Annotated in this window: 12 protein-coding genes and 3 pseudogenes; 5 read left to right on the top strand and 10 right to left on the bottom strand. The window is 59.0% G+C overall.

The features are described from left to right. Window positions 1–41 precede the first annotated feature (41 nt). Window positions 42–758, top strand: coding sequence for a hypothetical protein (locus GNZ13_RS43660; RefSeq protein WP_172176711.1), 717 nt, complete (start codon window positions 42–44; stop codon window positions 756–758). Between the two features lie 110 nt (window positions 759–868). Here GNZ13_RS43660 and GNZ13_RS43655 read toward each other — a convergent pair whose 3' ends face one another. The 5 genes from GNZ13_RS43655 to GNZ13_RS43635 form a co-directional block, all read right to left on the bottom strand. After that, window positions 869–1,267, bottom strand: a complete 399-nt coding sequence (locus GNZ13_RS43655) for a response regulator (protein ID WP_172176709.1) — start codon at window positions 1,265–1,267, stop codon at window positions 869–871. A gap of 908 nt (window positions 1,268–2,175) precedes the next feature. Beyond that, a complete protein-coding gene (locus GNZ13_RS43650; protein WP_172176707.1) occupies window positions 2,176–2,913 on the bottom strand; it encodes a DUF6875 domain-containing protein in 738 nt (245 codons plus the stop codon). Between the two features lie 241 nt (window positions 2,914–3,154). Further along, window positions 3,155–4,987 (bottom strand): serine aminopeptidase domain-containing protein, encoded by a 1,833-nt coding sequence (locus tag GNZ13_RS43645; RefSeq protein WP_236002444.1) that lies wholly within the window; start codon window positions 4,985–4,987, stop codon window positions 3,155–3,157. Between the two features lie 14 nt (window positions 4,988–5,001). After that, complete coding sequence (locus tag GNZ13_RS43640) at window positions 5,002–5,286, bottom strand: acyl carrier protein (RefSeq protein ID WP_172176703.1); 285 nt, start codon at window positions 5,284–5,286, stop codon at window positions 5,002–5,004. Between the two features lie 94 nt (window positions 5,287–5,380). Further along, a complete protein-coding gene (locus GNZ13_RS43635; protein ID WP_172176701.1) occupies window positions 5,381–6,958 on the bottom strand; it encodes an amino acid adenylation domain-containing protein in 1,578 nt (525 codons plus the stop codon). A gap of 597 nt (window positions 6,959–7,555) precedes the next feature. Between GNZ13_RS43635 and GNZ13_RS54700 the strand changes: the two are divergent. The 3 genes and pseudogenes from GNZ13_RS54700 to GNZ13_RS43625 all read left to right on the top strand — a co-directional run. Then, window positions 7,556–7,729 (top strand): annotated as a pseudogene (locus GNZ13_RS54700) (IS6 family transposase); the annotation flags it as partial. A 471-nt stretch (window positions 7,730–8,200) separates the two neighbouring features. After that, the gene (gene ltrA, locus GNZ13_RS43630) at window positions 8,201–9,454 is read left to right on the top strand and encodes a group II intron reverse transcriptase/maturase (protein WP_236002443.1); all 1,254 of its coding nucleotides are present in this window, start codon (window positions 8,201–8,203) and stop codon (window positions 9,452–9,454) included. A gap of 76 nt (window positions 9,455–9,530) precedes the next feature. Then, window positions 9,531–9,989, top strand: a pseudogene (locus GNZ13_RS43625) (IS6 family transposase); the annotation flags it as partial. 101 nt (window positions 9,990–10,090) lie between these two features. Here GNZ13_RS43625 and GNZ13_RS43620 read toward each other — a convergent pair. The 3 genes from GNZ13_RS43620 to GNZ13_RS43610 all read right to left on the bottom strand — a co-directional run bounded on the left by GNZ13_RS43620 (window position 10,091) and on the right by GNZ13_RS43610 (window position 13,514). Next, window positions 10,091–11,464, bottom strand: a complete 1,374-nt coding sequence (locus GNZ13_RS43620; protein ID WP_172176699.1) for an MFS transporter — start codon at window positions 11,462–11,464, stop codon at window positions 10,091–10,093. A gap of 120 nt (window positions 11,465–11,584) precedes the next feature. Beyond that, complete coding sequence (locus GNZ13_RS43615; RefSeq protein ID WP_172176697.1) at window positions 11,585–12,373, bottom strand: enoyl-CoA hydratase/isomerase family protein; 789 nt, start codon at window positions 12,371–12,373, stop codon at window positions 11,585–11,587. Window positions 12,374–12,524: 151 nt separating this feature from the next. Then, window positions 12,525–13,514, bottom strand: coding sequence for an alpha/beta hydrolase family protein (locus GNZ13_RS43610; RefSeq protein WP_216675254.1), 990 nt, complete (start codon window positions 13,512–13,514; stop codon window positions 12,525–12,527). A 220-nt stretch (window positions 13,515–13,734) separates the two neighbouring features. On the opposite strand from GNZ13_RS43610, the gene GNZ13_RS43605 reads away from it, so the two are divergent. Next, entirely contained in the window at window positions 13,735–14,724 is a 990-nt protein-coding gene (locus GNZ13_RS43605) for a LysR substrate-binding domain-containing protein (RefSeq protein ID WP_172176693.1), read from the top strand. Between the two features lie 169 nt (window positions 14,725–14,893). Here GNZ13_RS43605 and GNZ13_RS43600 read toward each other — a convergent pair whose 3' ends face one another. Next, entirely contained in the window at window positions 14,894–15,949 is a 1,056-nt protein-coding gene (locus GNZ13_RS43600; protein ID WP_172176691.1) for a Cj0069 family protein, read from the bottom strand. Between the two features lie 56 nt (window positions 15,950–16,005). Continuing rightward, window positions 16,006–16,747: pseudogene (chrA, locus tag GNZ13_RS43595) on the bottom strand (chromate efflux transporter); the annotation flags it as partial.

The following is a 16,747-nucleotide window of genomic DNA, read 5'->3' as shown; positions in this document are numbered from 1 at the left end:
TCATGGCTGGCTCACGTCGTTTGAAGGATCCGTCAGTAAGTATGATGAATACCCGAAAGATTTTGATGATTATTGGAGGGCTCCTGCTCGTTGCAGCAGGGACCACGTACCTGATGCTCCTTCAGGCGGACCGCCGCGCAATGGCAGAAGTCACGGCCGCCATGGATGAATCCGCACGCCCGCCCGTCGTCGATTCGCGCGTCAGCGATCACGTGACGGAAGGCAGCATCGGCGAGTCGAAGCCATCCGGCGCAATCACGAAAAGCACTGCCAACGCGCAGCAGCCGGTGGTTCCCGCTCCGGCTTCGGTTCCCGCTCCAGCTCCCGCTCTGGCCGTAGCACCTGCGCCCATGACGGCCGCGCCCGCATCCAGTCCGGCCGCCGCACAAGTCACCGGGCAACCGAAACCGGAGGCACAACCGAAGCAGGCGCCATCGATTGCAGTCGCGTCGGTGAACGTGCAGGACTCGGGTGCGCCGAAGGTGGTTCCGGCGCAGCGCGCCCAGCATGGACGAGACGGTCTGGACCGTCGCGCGATAACGACTCAAGGCGCGACACCGGAAACGGACGAACTGGTCAGGGAATCGGCGAAGCTTGATCCATCGTTGCCGCCGCCGGATATGTCCGCCGCTCGCGCCGCCATGGACCAACGTAGCTCGAAGCCAAGCACGGGCTCGAACCCGGTCGCGGCCGCGATGACGGAGCAGCTCGTCAGGGATTCGGCCAAGCTCGATCCTTCGCTGCCGCCGCCCAAGTAACCGGCTTCTCCGGCAGCACGTGCGGCTGCGCGAACGCTCCCGGCACTGAGCACTGCGCTGCAGTGCTTGGCGCAAACACTTTTCATTTAGAGGTATCGCGCGCCCCGGCATCAATGACGCGGCGCAGTGTGCCCCTGCGCGGCGGCAGAGTCGGCCGCGTGCTCCGCGAGCAGGCGTCGCATTGTCGCCAGCAGCACCGGCACATCGACGGGCTTGCGCAGAAAACCGTCGTACTGCACAAAGGCGGGCGGACTTGACTCGGCCGACACCAGGATAAAAACCGTCCCCGCCAGACCTGGTGCGTTCCGGATGTGATGGCAGAGCGTGCTGCCAGACATTTTCGGCATCCGCCAATCGGCCACTACCACGTCAACCGGGCTCGTCGTCAGGACGGCCAGCGCCGCCTGGCCATCGAGTGCGGCTTTCACTTCGTATCCGTCGTGCTCGCAGCACATTTCCCAGGCAGCCAACGTCTCCGGCTCATCGTCCACCAGCAGCACTGTCGTCATGCATCACTCCCACCCCCGGGCAATGTTCAGCGGGCGCCCGGGAACCCGCAGCACACCGGAGTCTGATTCGCAGGCGGTCGCCGCGCCCGCCTTTCGCGCAACTCGGTGCCTGTTCCGCCTGAATGCCGGAACGCCTCGAGTCCGCATCAGTGTCACCCGTCCTCGCACGGCCGCCGCGTTGCCGTCGACGCGGGCATGCGTCGATCGGGACGGGGCTGTCAGGAGGCGCAAGGCACAGCGTGCATGGGAGCCGGGTATCTTCATACATACTAGTCAATCCTTCATACTTTTTAAGCTGATTTTTCAGTCGAAGGATGCCGATCCTCGGCCTCGCCGGATGGCTTGCCCACATGCCTCACCGGGCCGCCGATATACCGCATCATGCTGGCGCGACCAGTTGAAAGGCCGGCTATTGGAAGACCTCGCGACGTCAGCCTGGATATGGTCCAACGTGCAGCTCGTGGGCGTCAGTGCAGTCGAGACGACGTCGGCGCACGCGTGAGTGGCCCCTTGCCACGGCCGATTGGCGGTGTTCCGGCGTGCCATTTGGTGCTTGCCGAGATGAATCGATGGAACCGACCGATGGTCTATGCAAAAGAATTTCCTCTTGCTGCGTTGTGTTCATTTGCTCCGGCTGGCTTACTTGCTGCGCTACCGCCCCCGTTGTACGCCAGCGAAATGAGACCGTAACGACCGCTTCACCGCCTTTGCGGTCATCCGCAACCTTTCGCGCCACGCGTTGTGCGAATGACTGCTTCGAGCGAGGCCTTCGACTGAAGTCGATGGAGGCAAGGGTCATGCCATTGCGCGAGCAAAGCAGATAAGCGGTTCATCTGCTTTAATTCTTGCGGGCGACGCCGGCTTCGGGAACGCATTTGGGCTGCTAGCGGCGCATCCAGCTACCGTGATCAACTTCGCCTTGCTATCGCTAATCTCAGTTCCGCGATCCGTTTCTCAATTCTCAGGATGTCGTCTTTGGGCAGAGCTTCTCCAACCCATAACTTATAGTCCAATAGTTCGCGAAGACGTACTTCGGATGGGCTATCCTCTCGATCAATAAACATCGCATCATGAGGCGTTATAGCTCGCACAACAAAAGCTGGCCGGCTACTACGCATCGGCTGGAATGTTTTTGAATGAACCCCTTTCGTCATGCTTAAAGGGTGAAATTCACCGATCATCAATCCTGCCTCCATAAAAACGGGCTTCGACATCGAATGCGCCTTGTCTATATATTTCGAATATTGCTCTTCTTTCAGGCCATTCAAGAATATGCATATCGAAAAGAGCCGCGATTTTCCGGGCGTGCCGGAAGACAGCCGATGATAAAGCGCAGGCAGCCTGTTCAATACCGAGAGGAAAATCTCGAACGGTAGTTCATTTACATCCCAGGCGCAAAAAACCAATGATCCTTCGTCATGAACTGGCTTGGCAAAAGGGCAAACCGCGCCACGACGGCCCAGTTCAGCATGAGGCCTCATGATAAAGCCCGCAAGCCAGTCGAGGCCCGATTCAAATACCCTCCTGGTGAATTCGTCTGGCACAGATTCGATGTCTGTCGACAAGCATGCCGACCGCTCTATTTTCTTGATTTCCAAATCGAACATCGAAAGGAGAGGTCCGCATTCTTCAATATCAGTCGCCATGATCTAAGCCGTCGATTCGTTGAAAAGAAGCAATGCACGATGTGCACGCGGCGCGTGTTAAGACACTTGTCGCCTCAGTCACGCAGCCAAGGGCTGTTTGTTTGCATTTTGCGACGCCGCTGACGACGGAATCGCGCTCCGGATTGAGGGTGACGACGGCAATGGGCGTCCAGTCTTGCGTGTCGCCCGGCGCGTGTCACTTATTGCTGCGCGTCTTCGATGCAGGGGCGGAACTGCGCCGTCATCGGACAGCTTTGCGCGGGCCGGTCTGGATCGACATCCGCCGCAACGAACTCATGTGTAAATCTGTAGCGTCCAGGACAGCGCGCCCGGCATGGAGAGTCCGCTCTTGCAAAAATTCCTCGAAATGCGCCATCACAATTTCACGCGCGGTGCGCGAGAACAACGAGTGATCGACTTTCTCCAGTATCTTTGCCGTTACGTTCGTCAGCTTTCCAAGTTCGCTACCGTTCGGTCCAAAACGGATCGCCAGTTCATCGAGTCCCGCATCGAGCGAGCCGTACACCAGCGACGTTCGCACGCCCTTGCGCTCGAGGTCCATCAAGAGTTGGCGGATAGCACCCGTCGACGTGTTGACGCCCAACCTGCCTTCGAACGGACTGCTGGCGAGCGAAGTCAAGCGCACGTACCAGCGGCGTCCCAACTCCACGGCGATCGCTCGCCCATTCGCCCGGCCGGTCAGCAGCCGGAGCCACTTATGGGGGGTGCGGATCGAACGCCAGTACACCTGACTGGATTCGATATGGTGAGCGCCTGGCTTCGTTTGCGGGCCGCCCCAAAAGAAAAACGGCAAGTTGACCGACATGCAGCCCACCACGCGAGGATGCGCTAACGCCGTATGAATGCTGACGTATGCGCCCGTGCAGACGCCGAACGTGACAACCCCCGGGTGCCCGGCCGCCATCAGCCAATCCACTCCCGCCGTCGCGTCGGTGACCGAATGACGGGCGTACATGGCTTCGAGCGTCGGCGAATCTTCGTGATGCAGACTATCGCCAAGGCCGCCCAGGTCCATGCGTAACGAGGCGATGCCTTGCCCCGCAAGCCGTCGCGCCATCAGTACGGCAAGCCGTCCGTCGCCGACGCGATGAGCGCCGGCCGTGTTGACGAGCAGCACAGCGGGGGCCCGCTCTTGCGTGCAGCGCGGCTGGCAGAACACGCCGACATAGCGCCCGCCTCCGAACACGACAGGCGTCTCATGACCTGCCGCAAAATCGATCCGGGCATCGGCGGCCGGTGGAAGTATCTCCACCGCAGGCGTCGCCGGCGTGCCGGACTGAAAGCCGAGCCACTCGAGCACACTGTCGAAGGCCCGTCGCGGCGGCACGCTAAACCGTGGGTCGACCAGGAACTTGTCGTACTCGGGAAAGATCTGCACGTCTGCGCTCGCACCATGACCACGATAACGCTCTATCAACTGGCGCATGGGAGCGCTGTCGCAGGCATCATGCAGCAGCACACGGCGCGCGGGGGGCCGCTCGCGCTGTACGAGGTCGACGGCAGCGAGTTGCTCGAGCGTGTCGGCATACAGCTGGAATCCGAATGCGCCCACGGCTCGCCCGTCGTCATCCGCTTGCACCGCTGCGCGGCCGCTTGGGGTCTTGAGCCAGCTCTGATGCTGCATGTTCAGCTCCCGGATATAACGCTTGCCAGCTATGACGGGCGCCATCAAAATCAGGCTATCGACGTCGCCCAGTTCTTCGGCCGCCACGACTGCCAACGTCGCTCCCAGACGTAGGCCGCACAGGATCACGCGCGTCACACCGGTAGCCGTCCGCAGATACTGTGTCGCAGCCTTGATGCTGTCGATCCATGCGCGAAAGCGCTGCGGATCTTCCTCGTTGCCCTCCGAATCGCCCGCTCCCGGATAGTCGAAGCGCAGAACGGGGATACCGCCGGCCACCGTCGACCCTTCTGCAAAGTCGCGCCAGCCGCGGTGCACGCATAGCGCGTCGTAGCCGAACGGGCTGCACAGCACCATGCCCGTCGTGGCCCCGTCGTCCGCCGGCAGGTGCAGTGACCCGTAACAGCCACCAAAGGTGACTGGCTTCATTGCAGCCTTCGCTGTCATGGCTGTCGCCGCGCAGTCGCACACGGCCGGTGCGCCGCCCAGTCGTCCCTTACGAGCGGTGCGAGCGCGCTCGCGAGCGAATCGATACTTCGGAACAGGTCAAACGTAATCAACTCTCCCGGTATCTCGATGCCCAACGCGTCTTCAACGGCCAGCATCACACGAAACGTGCCGAGCGAGGACAGACCAGCGGCGTAAAGGTTGTCGGTATCGCTCAAGGTTTCGACCGGCACCTCGAGGCATGCGGTTTCCGCAAGAATGCGGCGCAAAGCGACTTTCATTTGCTCCCCTATAACGCCTGCTTTTCAGGCATGTCATCAACGCACTCATGCGCGGCGATGGCTGGCTATTCGTTGCTTGGATCTGGCACAAACCTCAGGCGGCAACCATGCCGTGTGCGCACTGTCCTGCGAGAGCCATTCTGTCGATTTTGCCGTTCACGTTAAGCGGAAACGCGTCGATGACAACGATCCGTTGCGGCACCGCATGGACCGGCAAGCGCTGCCGGCACGCCCGCAGAACCAGCGCGATCTCGACCCGGGCGTTCGTCACGAAGGCGACGAGGCCGATGGCTCTCCCGGCTTCATCGAGCGGCCATGGGATCACCGCGCATAGCGCAGCTTGGCTGCACGCTTGCACGATATGTTCGACCTCTTCCAGCTCGACCCGGTTGCCGCGAATCTTGACCTGCGTATCGAGACGTCCCTGAAACACGATTCCGTGTTGCGTGGTTGCGCGCGCGGCGTCGCGGGTTCGATACCAGCGTCGCGCGTGCCGACCGGGATAGGTCTTCGCGATGAACCTGCTATTGCCGGCTTCGTCAGGCGACAGATAGCCGGCGGCGAGCTGCGGGCCCGCGATCAGCAACTCGCCCGTCTGCTCCGCGGCGACAGGTTCGAGTTCGGCATCGACAATCATCAGTTCCACGCTCGGGAGCGCCAAGCCGAGCGGCATGACGGTGTGCTGCGAATCCTCGAGGAATTCGGCGCTGACCTCGAAGCATGTGCAGGCGATGGTCGCTTCGGTCGGCCCGTACATATGCAAGATCCGGCTGTTCGGCGCGGCGCGCGCCCACGCCAGCGCCAGCGAGCGAGATAGTGGCTCGCCGCCGAACATCGAGACTCGAAGACTCGGGAATGCACCCGGCGTCAGCTTGCGCATCTGCTGCATGAAGCCGGCCACGGAAGGCACGCTATTCCAGTGTGTAATCTCGTGACGCTTGATGAAGTCCGCGTTATAGACAGGATCGACGGTGTCAGGCACGTACAGGCAGCCGCCGTTCGCCCAGCAGACGAACATGTCGTGCACAGACGGATCAAAGCCTAGTTCGCAGAACTGGATATAGCGTGCATCGCGCGCGTTGTCGTCCAGTTGCAACTGGACTTTCACATAAGCATCGGCGTTCGCATGCGTGATCGGCACGCCCTTCGGCACCCCCGTCGAGCCGGAGGTAAACAGTATGTAAGCGACGTCGTGCGTGGAGCCCTGGCGTTGCACATACGGCGCAGCGGGCAGCGGCGGCAGATGGGTGGCAACGGAGGGCAGATGGGGATCACCCACATCTTCGTCGAGCAGGAAGATCCGTGGGCGTTCGTCAAGCAGGGACAGCACTTCATCGAGCATCCCGGCGCAACGACGATCGACCAGCATCAACGGCGCGCCGGACTGCTCGATGATGGCCGCGATCCGCATCGCCGGCATCTTCGGGCTGAGCGGCACATAGGCCATCCCGGCGTCGAGAATTCCCAGCACGCCAACGTAGGCGGCCACGCTGCGATGCCCAAACAGCAAACATCGGCTTACGTCGCTGGTCCGTGCAACTGCTGCCAGACCCGCAGACACGCGACGTGCCCAGGCCTCAATTTCACCATAGCTGTAAAGACGCTCATTGACCCATAACGTCGGGCCATGCGGCTGGCTCGCCGCAGAATCGAAGAAGAAGGTGTGTAACATCTGACGCCCTCGGTCGTTCTCGGGAAGACAGGCACCGCCGCAATCACGGCACCAACGGTGTGTGCAGCATGCCACCCGGTCATCAGTCGGCTAACCTCGCAGGTAACCTTCGCTGCCGACAGCCGGGCTGGCCAATTGCTTGCAATGCAGCATAGAGGAAACGGGATCGCAGGGTCAAGACAGAGTCTTGTAACGAGATGTGAATCAATTTGATACGGACTGCGAATGTAAATGCTGGAGCACGCCTCCGTCAGCGGCCCTTGCGACACGCACCTTGAACTGGCCGCCTTGTTGGGGTCCGCCCCCCTTTGGCTGCGTGGTGGGACAAATTGAACGTCACAACATAAGACGCGCAGATATTAGAGGGCACGAGGAGTAAGGGTAATGTCGGCGGTACAGCGTGCGTCTGCCATCCGGCATTCATGTACTTACGCTCACCGACGTGATGTGCTGTTTGAGTTGGTGGAACTTCGAACGGCGGCGGGTCTATTGTGTTGAAAAACCCTGTTTTCGACGGCAGCGCTGACGCGTTTGGGCTGGCGATCAATGCGCGCTGGTTTCTTCCCGATGGCAACACGTCGAGGGTTCTCGCCCTCGATGTCTCTCGCGCACACGACGACCCTGCGCTGGGTGCAGCGTTATACGCCCGAATTCGTCAAACGCTGGAACCGTTTTAGCACGCCCACAGGACAGTCGTGGCGTGTCGACGAAATGTACCTGAGTGTGTCACGAACGCAGGCGGAAGTCTGCGATGCTGTACCGAAGATGGGAGTCGGCCTCCCGAAATCAGCTTGCAGGAGCAGATTTCAAACCGCCCAGTGCGGCTGCGCCCAAAAGACGTGGTCGTGAGCGACTGTGGAAAAGGCATCGATAAGATGTCAGGTACGTGTTGAGAAGATGAGCGAAAGCAAACCGTCCGATGACGCATCGTTAGTTTCTAAAGTACTGTCAAAACCGGGGGCGTCAGGTACCTCCGGGATTAGTCGGGACGACACCTGCTTACGGGCCCGTCGGCAGTCGGTGTATAGGCGGCATGAGCTCAATATAGGCTTCGGTATGGAACGTGAGAACCTTGCTTCGGATGTGAAGGGAAATGACGAATGGCAGACACCATGAGGAAGAATACCGATGCCGGAGTGAGGGGCGGAGCTGCTCGTAGTAGTGTTGAAGCTCTTGTAATGAGGGTGGAGCGAAGGGGCAGCGTTATCCCGTTGACGGGTGTCACCAACCGGTGTTGCGGGGATGAGTGACATGACATCAACAAAACCGTATTGCATTGCAAAGCGCACGGTGTGGGAAGCGTATCAACTGGTGAGGGCCAACCGTGGCACTGCTGGCGTGGACGACGAAACAATCGCCATGTTTGAGCAGAATCTCTCGGGAAATCTGTACAAGCTGTGGAACCGGATGTCATCGGGGTCGTACTTCCCGCCGCCGGTCAAGCAGGTTGAAATTCCGAAGGCCAAGGGCGGCACCAGAAAGTTGGGAATTCCCACTGTGTCAGACAGAATCGCACAGACCGTGGTCAAGCTCATGATCGAGGCGGTGCTCGATCCGATATTCCATGAAGATTCTTATGGATACCGGCCGGGCAAGTCGGCGAAACAGGCGATTGCCGTGACGCGCAAGCGTTGCTGGCAATATGACTGGGTGGTTGAGTTTGACATCAAGGCTGCGTTCGATCAAATCGATCATGGTCTCTTGATGAAGGCGGTCCGCACCCACATCAGCGAAAGCTGGATCCTGCTGTACATCGAGCGGTGGCTTGTTGCACCTTTCGAGGCGGAAGACGGTACTCGTCTGCCGCGGGAGCGTGGTACTCCACAAGGGGGTGTGGTCAGTCCAGTCTTGATGAATCTGTTTATGCATTATGCGTTCGACTGCTGGATGCGTCGGACCCATCCACAATCGCCCTTCGCGCGCTACGCCGACGATGCGGTAGTTCACTGTCGCAGTCAGAAGCAGGCGGCAGCCGTGATGCAATCCATCGCATCGCGGCTGGAGGAGTGCGGATTGACGATGCATCCTGAGAAATCGAAGATCGTGTATTGCAAGCAGAGCCGTCGCACTGGCACCTATCCGCAAGTGCAGTTCACGTTTCTAGGCTTTACGTTCCGGCCGAGAGCGGCTCGGGACAAGGGGGGACGGGTATTTACCAGTTTCCTTCCGGGCGTGAGCGACGATGCCTTGAAACGGATGCGGCAGACAGTGCGAGGTTGGAAGCTTCATCGACAAACATCGATGAAGCTTGCCGATTTGGCGCAGCAATGCAACTCCACGTTACGTGGGTGGTGGAATTACTATGGGGCGTTCTATCAGACGGCAATGCGCAAGCTCTCTCGGTATATCGATAGCAGACTTGAGCAATGGGCTAGAAGGAAATACAAAACACTGCTACGCCATAAGCGGCGCAGTGCCGAGTGGCTCAGCAAGATGAAGAGTAAATGCCCTCAGCTATTTCACTACTGGCCAGTACGGGGAGAAGTGGTTGGATAACGGGAGCCGTATGAGGTGCGAGCCTCACGTACGGTTCTGCGAGAGGCTCGGGGTGCAACTCCCCGGGCCTACTCACCAGATCCGCGGCAAGCGGGTCTACCTCTATCGGGCAGTGGATCGGGCAGGCCAGACAGTAGACTTCATGCTGCGTGCCAAACGTGACGTGGCGGCAGCAAAAGCATTTCTCAAGAAGGCCATCAAGTATCAGGGGCGACCACCGAAAACCATCACGCTCGATGGCAATGCGGCCTCGCCCCGCGCCGTGCGCGAGATGAAAGTGGACGAATTGCTGCCCGCGGATACTGAGATCAGATCTTCGAAGTACTTGAACAACCTGATCGAGCAAGACCATCGCAACATCAAGTCCCGGACAAAGGTCATACCTGGCTTCAGGCGGTTCACAAGCGCCACAACCACGATTGCAGGCATCGAGTTGATGCATCGCATTCGCAAGGGTCAGTTCAATCTCGCAACGCTCGACCTCCAAGACACCGCTGCACCGGCCGTTTGGAATTCGGTCGTCTCGGTTCAATAAGCTATCCTATCAAAATCAACCTCCTCGACTATTTCCGCTATTTGCACCAGAGCCGTTTTAAGCGCCGTCCAAGCCGTTAGTGGACAACTGGCTGTAATCAATCATCTCGAATTCCCTTGGCCGACTACAACATCCAAAAAGTGACTCTCGGACGGCAGTGGACTGCGTCCACGATAGACCACCAGCCAGTATGCGCTGATCGCCGCGACCACAAACGGAATCGAAACTACCGCGAACGTGACTGCGGAAGGCCAGTGCGTAGCCAACATCAGGCCACCGATCATAGACCCGACAATGCCACCTACGCGTCCCATGCCGAGTGTCCATGCGACGCCAGTAGCACGCGCCTCCGTCGGATAGAAAACCGCTGACAAAATGGTGATTCCGGTCAGCGCGCCCCCCGTTCCAACGCCGGTGACGAAGAGCACAACGTGAGCGAGCGCCGGCAGCCCGGTGAGATGACCAAATGACGTCAGACCGACAGCAGCAAATAGAAACGCTCCAGCCACAGCATGGTAAGGATTCGTGCGATCCATCAGAAAGCCGAGCAGAATAGATCCCAGTGCATGTCCGGTTAGGTAAATTGCGGTCATCAAAGAGGCCTGACTGAATGGCACCCCGTTTTGCTGAATGAGGAGCGTCAGCCAATTGACCAGGAAGTAGATGGAGAGCAACGCCATGAACCCCGTAACCCACAAAAGCAACGTACCGCCGCGCAAACCGCGTTTCAACAGTTGCGTCACAGAAAAGCCGGGCATAGGCGTCTCGTCGCAAGTAAGCTGGATTTCAGCCGACGAAAGATCTGGTGCGATGCGCCGCATAATCGCTTGCGCCTCCAGATGGCGATTGCGCGTTACGAGGTAAGACATCGATTCTGGTAGCCAAATAGCCAATATCACCGCCAGCAGTAATGGCAAAGCGCCACCCAAGATCAGCATGGATTGCCAGCCGAAAGCCCCGATCATGTGTGATGCAACAAGCCCACACACTGCCCCTCCTGCGGAAATGCCGCAGCCAAGCGGGGCGACAAGCGTCGAGCGTAGGCGGTCTGGACAATATTCGACGGCGACAGTGAAGACGTTTGGCATGGCACCGCCCAAGCCAAGGCCAATCAGGAATCGCAGTGCGATCAGCATGCCAATCGACGTGGACCATGACGAAATAATACTAAGTACACCAAAAATCAGTACCGCGTGGATCAGCGTGATTTTCCGCCCAAAACGATCTGCTAGTGGACCGAAGATAAATGAACCGATTGCGAGACCGAAAAATCCCGCCCCGAAAACGGGAGCTAACTGCGCAGCGCTCGCACCGAAGTGGTTTTTTAGAGCGGGGGCGATGAGACCAAGAACAACTGTATCGTAGCCATCCAGAACGAGTATCAGAAAGCATAGAATGAGCGTCCGAATCTGGAATCCGGACACCTTTCTATTGTTGATAAACGTTTGGACTGTTACAGATTGAACGGCTTGCATTCTGACACTCCCATTGTATGAACCACTCTGTCAGATAAATCGCCTCAGGTCGCGATCCCACTCAGTGTGTTGCGTCGACGACGCCCTGACCGCAACCCCGCAATTGACTCTTCTGACAACTTATTTGCCGAGGAAAACGACCGGTGCCGGTTCTTTGCCGCTCGCAAGGGCTTCTGCGCGTGCCGTTCGTCCGTTTCGGGCGTCTTCAGTCGAGTGCAGACCCACGGTGAGGTCGAGGACCAGCGCGTCGGCGCCAGGCACGCCCCCGCCCGACCAAGCCTTCAGGAGCGCACGAATGGCACCATAGGAACGCGTGGGGCCGTTGGAAAGCTTGATGGCGAGTTCCTCGGCCACGTTCTCGACCTGATCTTCGCCGACAACGAAGGCTGCAACGCCGAGTTGTCCCGCGGTGACGCCCGACATGGGCTCGCTCAGCAACGCGTATCGCGCCGCATAAGCACGGCCCACTCGTTCCGCCAGACGTTGCACGCCACCCGTGCACGGCGCTGCGCCAACGGATGCTTCGACGAACCGAAACGAGGCGTTCTCCGCAGCAACGATAATGTCGCAGGCGAGCGTGAGCTCGAACGCACCACCGGATACGGCGCCGCGCACAGCGGCAATCGTCGGAATCTGGAGGGCTTCGATAGAGCGGTAGGTATGGTGAATCCGCGAGATGAATGTCCGCCAGTCATCGAAGCCTTTTTTGACGAACTCCTGGACGTCGCCGCCCTTGCTGAAATTGGGGCCCTCTGCACGGATCAGGAGCGACCGAATATCGCTCTTGCTAGCTTCCCTTAAGGCGTTCTCGAGGCCGTCAGCGAAATCGAACGTGACGAGATTCGATGGGGGATCGGCCAGTACGATATGGCCAACCTTTTGGCGACGCTCGAAGTAGACTTTGCTCATTGAAAGCAATCCTTAATAAACGATGGTAATAGGATCACGAACCCAGCGCGCCCGTAGGTGGCTGCAGGCGCGCAAGGCAAGCGTTACTGCCGCCGCCTCACCATCAACCTGACAGAGCCCTTTTGTTGGCTTTTGAACCGCAGTCTACGAACTATGCGGTAAGCCGCTCCAGCATCCAGTCCGCAATCTGGGAACGATACCGTTCGGGGCGGTTGTTGACGATGTGATTGCCGTCGTCCACCAGGATGAGTTCGCATTCAGCCGGCGCCAGCTCAGAAATCTTCAACGCATCAGTCCACGGCACCAGGCGGTCTTGCTTGCCAGCCACAAGCATCAGCGGGCATTCGATGTGCTTCGCGGCTTCCTTCAGGGTCAACGTGGAAGCACGGGCGCGGGCTTCTTCATCCGAGTTGCACTTCGACCTGACGCGGAACGCTTCCTTGGTCAGCTCCGGCAGGTCATCCCAGAGCTCGCCCAAGTCGAACGGGCCGGACAGACTCACGCAGGCGCGAATGCGCTTCTCATAGGCGACAGCGCGCGGCGCATAGTAGCCGCCCAGACTGACGCCGACCAACCCGATGGCATTGGTGTTCAGATCGTTCCGTGTCAGCGCCCAATCGACTGCCGCGGTGACCGCAACCTCATAGTCGCCGCGAATGGGGTAGCGATATTCCGACTCGCCTTGGCCGGGACCCTCCATGATGAATGTGGCCATGCCGCGAGCCAAGAATGGGAGCTCGTATGCTTCGAGTTCTTCCTTGGCCGAGTCGAGGCCAGGCACGATGATGACGAGCGGCGGATTTTCTATGCCATTCGGCTTGCGAAGGACACCGACAAGATTTCCGTCCAGGAACGGAAACTCGATGCGCTCACCAGGAGGGTCGATGTGCGCCAGAGCCATAGTGCGGCACATCACCGCCTTCATGTGCGCCTGCCTCATCTGTTCGAGGTCGTTCACAAAGACGAACTTTGCGAAGTGGTAGTACACGGCCGCCCGATTCAGGTGTTCCCCCGCCGTGCGGTAGTAGTCGTCTGCCAGCGCTCGAGTGCCGAGCTGCTCGTGCTCCGCTGCCCGGTCGCACCAAGCTTGGCACCAATCCTCCCAGCGTGAGATTCCAGCTGTCACTTCGTTGAAGTCCACCAGGAGTACGCCGTTCGATACGAACCTTGGCCCCCAGTGTGCGATTGCTGACCGCACTCGTGCATCTTGCGTCATCGTTTTCCTTTCCTCTCGTTTGCCTTCCGTTTGCGCAGCTGCTGACCGTAGGGCTGCGTTCGGATTGACTTTACGAATGCGCGACTATAATGTACAGGAATGTTTTTTTATGATGCGATAACCTAAAGGTATCGTCGCGCTACTCATGAATATCCAGCAATGCCGGTACCTCGTCGCGGTTGAAGGCCATTCCTGTAACCTCACGGAAGCCGCGAAAAGCCTGTTCACTTCGCAACCAGGCATCAGCAAACAGCTCAAGCTGCTCGAGGACGAGGTCGGCGCTACGTTGCTCCTCAGACGCCGAAATCGCATCGTGGGATTGACCCCCGCAGGGGAGGTGGCGGTGACTATCGCGAAAAGGATTCTTCGTGAAGTCGAGAGGCTTCGTCTGCTGGGCAGAGACTTCAGTGAGTCGCCAAGCGGAACCCTCACGGTTGCAGCCACGCATGTGCAGGCGCGCTATGTCCTGCTGCCCCTCGTCGGAAAATTCAAGCAGGCATTTCCAGAGGTGGATCTTCGCCTCATGCAATGCAATCCCGACCAGGTTGCCAGCCTGGTCTCAAGCGGGGTCGCCGACTTCGGTGTGAGTATCTCGCCAGCTGCGAGCCCAACGACCGACCTGGTGCGCCTACCGTGCTACCAGACTGGGCGTTTCATCATTACGCCCAAAGGCCACGATCTGACCAAGCTATCTCGAGTCACGCTGAATGACTTGGCAAAGTATCCGCTTATCAGCCTTGATAGCAGCTTCTCTGCCGGCGTTTCGGTGCTAAGCGTTATGCAGGCTGCTGGATTGAGTCCGAAAGTGGTGATGAGCGCGACTGATGCCGGCGTCATCAAAGCCTATGTCGAGGCAGGACTTGGTGTCGCCACTATCCCTTCAATCGCGTTTGATTCAGCGGGAGATAGAGAGCTCGCCGGCATCGACGCCCAACATCTCTTTCCCCCCTCTGTGGTTAGCATCTGGATTCACCGAGATGCCTTTGTCTCGCACAATACCCAGGCGCTCATACAAATGATTGCGCCGCAATGGGACGCGGCGGCGATTGATACAGCGCTGCAAGGTGGCCCAGAAGAAGGTGAGATGGCGGTTGCTGATGTGTCAAAGCACTTCAGAGTTCCTAACACACTCTAATCGATGCGGGCATTTGCGCGCGGTTCATTGCTCATGCGTCAATTGCTTACTACGAGAGCTAAACGTTCAACCGACCATACATATTCCAGTGTTCCCGAGCTATTCCCACCTCCGCCCGACGTAACGCAAATCATGCTGCTTGTACTTCGGCGGAACCTCAGATCGAGGTCTATTTTTTACGCAGACGTTCGTTCACCAGGCGAGCAATGGCTGCCGGTGCCTGGTCTGGTATGGCGAAAACCGAGCTGACGTTGATCTCGCAGAGTACGTAGGTATCCTTGCCGGATTCGGTGCGCGGCCCATAAAGAAAGTCAGCATCCCAGATAATCGGCAGCGAAGCGCTGTCGATGTTCAGGACGTCCATCATTTGCGGCGTCCATTCGAGTTCCATTTTCGCTCTGAGGGCCTTGAACGGCTCAGCCGAGGCGGGGTGCATGATACGTGGCCCCGGCTGCGCAGCGTCAGAGTCGGGTCCTTCCGGTGGTGGCGGTATCAGCGCCTTGATAAATTGGTGTCCAAATCCGACAACCTTCTCTCTTCCCATGTAGCAGCGAATCATCCCGTCGGGCAGGCGTGACTGAAAGGGTTGGTCAACAATGCAGCCGTCGGGCCTGAGGTATGCCTCGCAACGCGCCATGAATTCGTGAAGCGTTATCTCTTCCGGCACACTCCCTCGGCGTGCATGCAGAACTCGAACCAATACGGTGTCGCTGCCCGTCGGCGAGATTTGCTCGACTTTCCAGACCCCCTGACCTCCATTGCCCCTGTTTTGTTTGAGAACGCGCGGCCCTGCCGATTCAAGCCGGGACGGGAACTCGGACTGGAACGCAGATGTGTTGCGATATAGGTGGGTATCCGTGCCCCAGCCGAGATGCATGGTGCGATGTAGAACCTCCTTGACGCCCATCTTCAAGATAACGTCAGGGTGGGCGCTGACCCAGGGTCCGCGCGACGCCACCTCCCGCAACATCGCGTCGAGAACGACTCGGGTCTGTCCGTCGTGAATCGGGTCGACCCATACCAGTACGCCATCGACATTCAGGAGCTGTTCGCGCACTTCGTCCACCATCTCGTCGGAATAGACGGCGGGTTGCGCCGCGATGCCGATCGCCGTCAGTTCTTCGAAGATGCGATAAAAGCGATTATTCGCCGGTGTCGCACTTTTACGCGCCTCATGATCGCCGCGCCACAGTACGGCCACCTTGGCCATTTCAGTTTGACTCATCTCATTCTCCAGTTTCCTCATAGAATGCGCGCACGCGCATGCCTTCAGATGGCGTGCTAATGGATGAGCGCATAGGCGGCCAGACCAAACAGGGCCGCCGCAACGACAATCACCGGCTCCTGCAGCTTCTTGAATCGCCAGAGCAACACGACCGTCGCAAGAGCGAGCACGACAGTCGGCGAGTCGACGATGGAGCGCCGCGCGACGACAATGACTGAGCCAGTGATTGCGCCCACGGCACCGCCGCAGTAATGCCATCGACGAACGCCTTGACGGCAGGTAATTTGACGTATTTCTTGAAGTACGGCGCGGGCAGCACCGTGAACAGATAGCAGGGCAGGAAAGTCCCGAGCGCGGCGACGCAGGCACCCGAAAATCCAGCGACGAGATAGCCGATGAAGCCGACCGTGATGACGACCGGTCCGGGCGTAATCATCGCGACGGCGACTGCGTCGACGAATTGCTTGTCGTTGAGCCAGTGATGTTCGGTCACGACACCCCCGTAGAGAAACGGTACGATCGCGAGTCCCGAGCCGAACACGAACGCGCCGACGACGCGGTAATGTACGTAGCCGAGGTAAATGCCGAGTTGTGCGGCGAGAGGACCCGGCATCATTTGAGCCAGCGCCAACCCCTCCTTGTAGTCCTGTTCGCTGATCCAGGTCCGGCGCCGACCAGGTCGCGGTGCATGTAGCCGACCAGCGCCACCGGGCCGCCAAAACCGAAGGTACCGAGCCGCAGCATGTATAGGACCATCTGGCCGAGCGTGTAGCTCGGTGCGGTCGCCGTGGTGGCGTT

Source organism: Paraburkholderia elongata (assembly GCF_013177735.1).
In the GTDB taxonomy this organism is placed as follows: domain Bacteria; phylum Pseudomonadota; class Gammaproteobacteria; order Burkholderiales; family Burkholderiaceae; genus Paraburkholderia; species Paraburkholderia elongata.
Note: the sequence above shows the minus strand (reverse complement) of the source record. Positions and strands in the feature narration are given on the sequence as shown.

What these genes read in the sequence shown, in the direction of transcription:
- GNZ13_RS43660 (WP_172176711.1), top strand. Translation starts at nt 42, where the DNA reads ATGATGAATACCCGAAAGATTTTGATGATTATTGGAGGGCTCCTGCTC.
- GNZ13_RS43655 (WP_172176709.1), bottom strand. Translation starts at nt 1,267, where the DNA reads ATGACGACAGTGCTGCTGGTGGACGATGAGCCGGAGACGTTGGCTGCC.
- GNZ13_RS43650 (WP_172176707.1), bottom strand. Translation starts at nt 2,913, where the DNA reads ATGGCGACTGATATTGAAGAATGCGGACCTCTCCTTTCGATGTTCGAT.
- GNZ13_RS43645 (WP_236002444.1), bottom strand. Translation starts at nt 4,987, where the DNA reads ATGAAGCCAGTCACCTTTGGTGGCTGTTACGGGTCACTGCACCTGCCG.
- GNZ13_RS43640 (WP_172176703.1), bottom strand. Translation starts at nt 5,286, where the DNA reads ATGAAAGTCGCTTTGCGCCGCATTCTTGCGGAAACCGCATGCCTCGAG.
- GNZ13_RS43635 (WP_172176701.1), bottom strand. Translation starts at nt 6,958, where the DNA reads ATGTTACACACCTTCTTCTTCGATTCTGCGGCGAGCCAGCCGCATGGC.
- ltrA (WP_236002443.1), top strand. Translation starts at nt 8,201, where the DNA reads ATGAGTGACATGACATCAACAAAACCGTATTGCATTGCAAAGCGCACG.
- GNZ13_RS43620 (WP_172176699.1), bottom strand. Translation starts at nt 11,464, where the DNA reads ATGCAAGCCGTTCAATCTGTAACAGTCCAAACGTTTATCAACAATAGA.
- GNZ13_RS43615 (WP_172176697.1), bottom strand. Translation starts at nt 12,373, where the DNA reads ATGAGCAAAGTCTACTTCGAGCGTCGCCAAAAGGTTGGCCATATCGTA.
- GNZ13_RS43605 (WP_172176693.1), top strand. Translation starts at nt 13,735, where the DNA reads ATGAATATCCAGCAATGCCGGTACCTCGTCGCGGTTGAAGGCCATTCC.
- GNZ13_RS43600 (WP_172176691.1), bottom strand. Translation starts at nt 15,949, where the DNA reads ATGAGTCAAACTGAAATGGCCAAGGTGGCCGTACTGTGGCGCGGCGAT.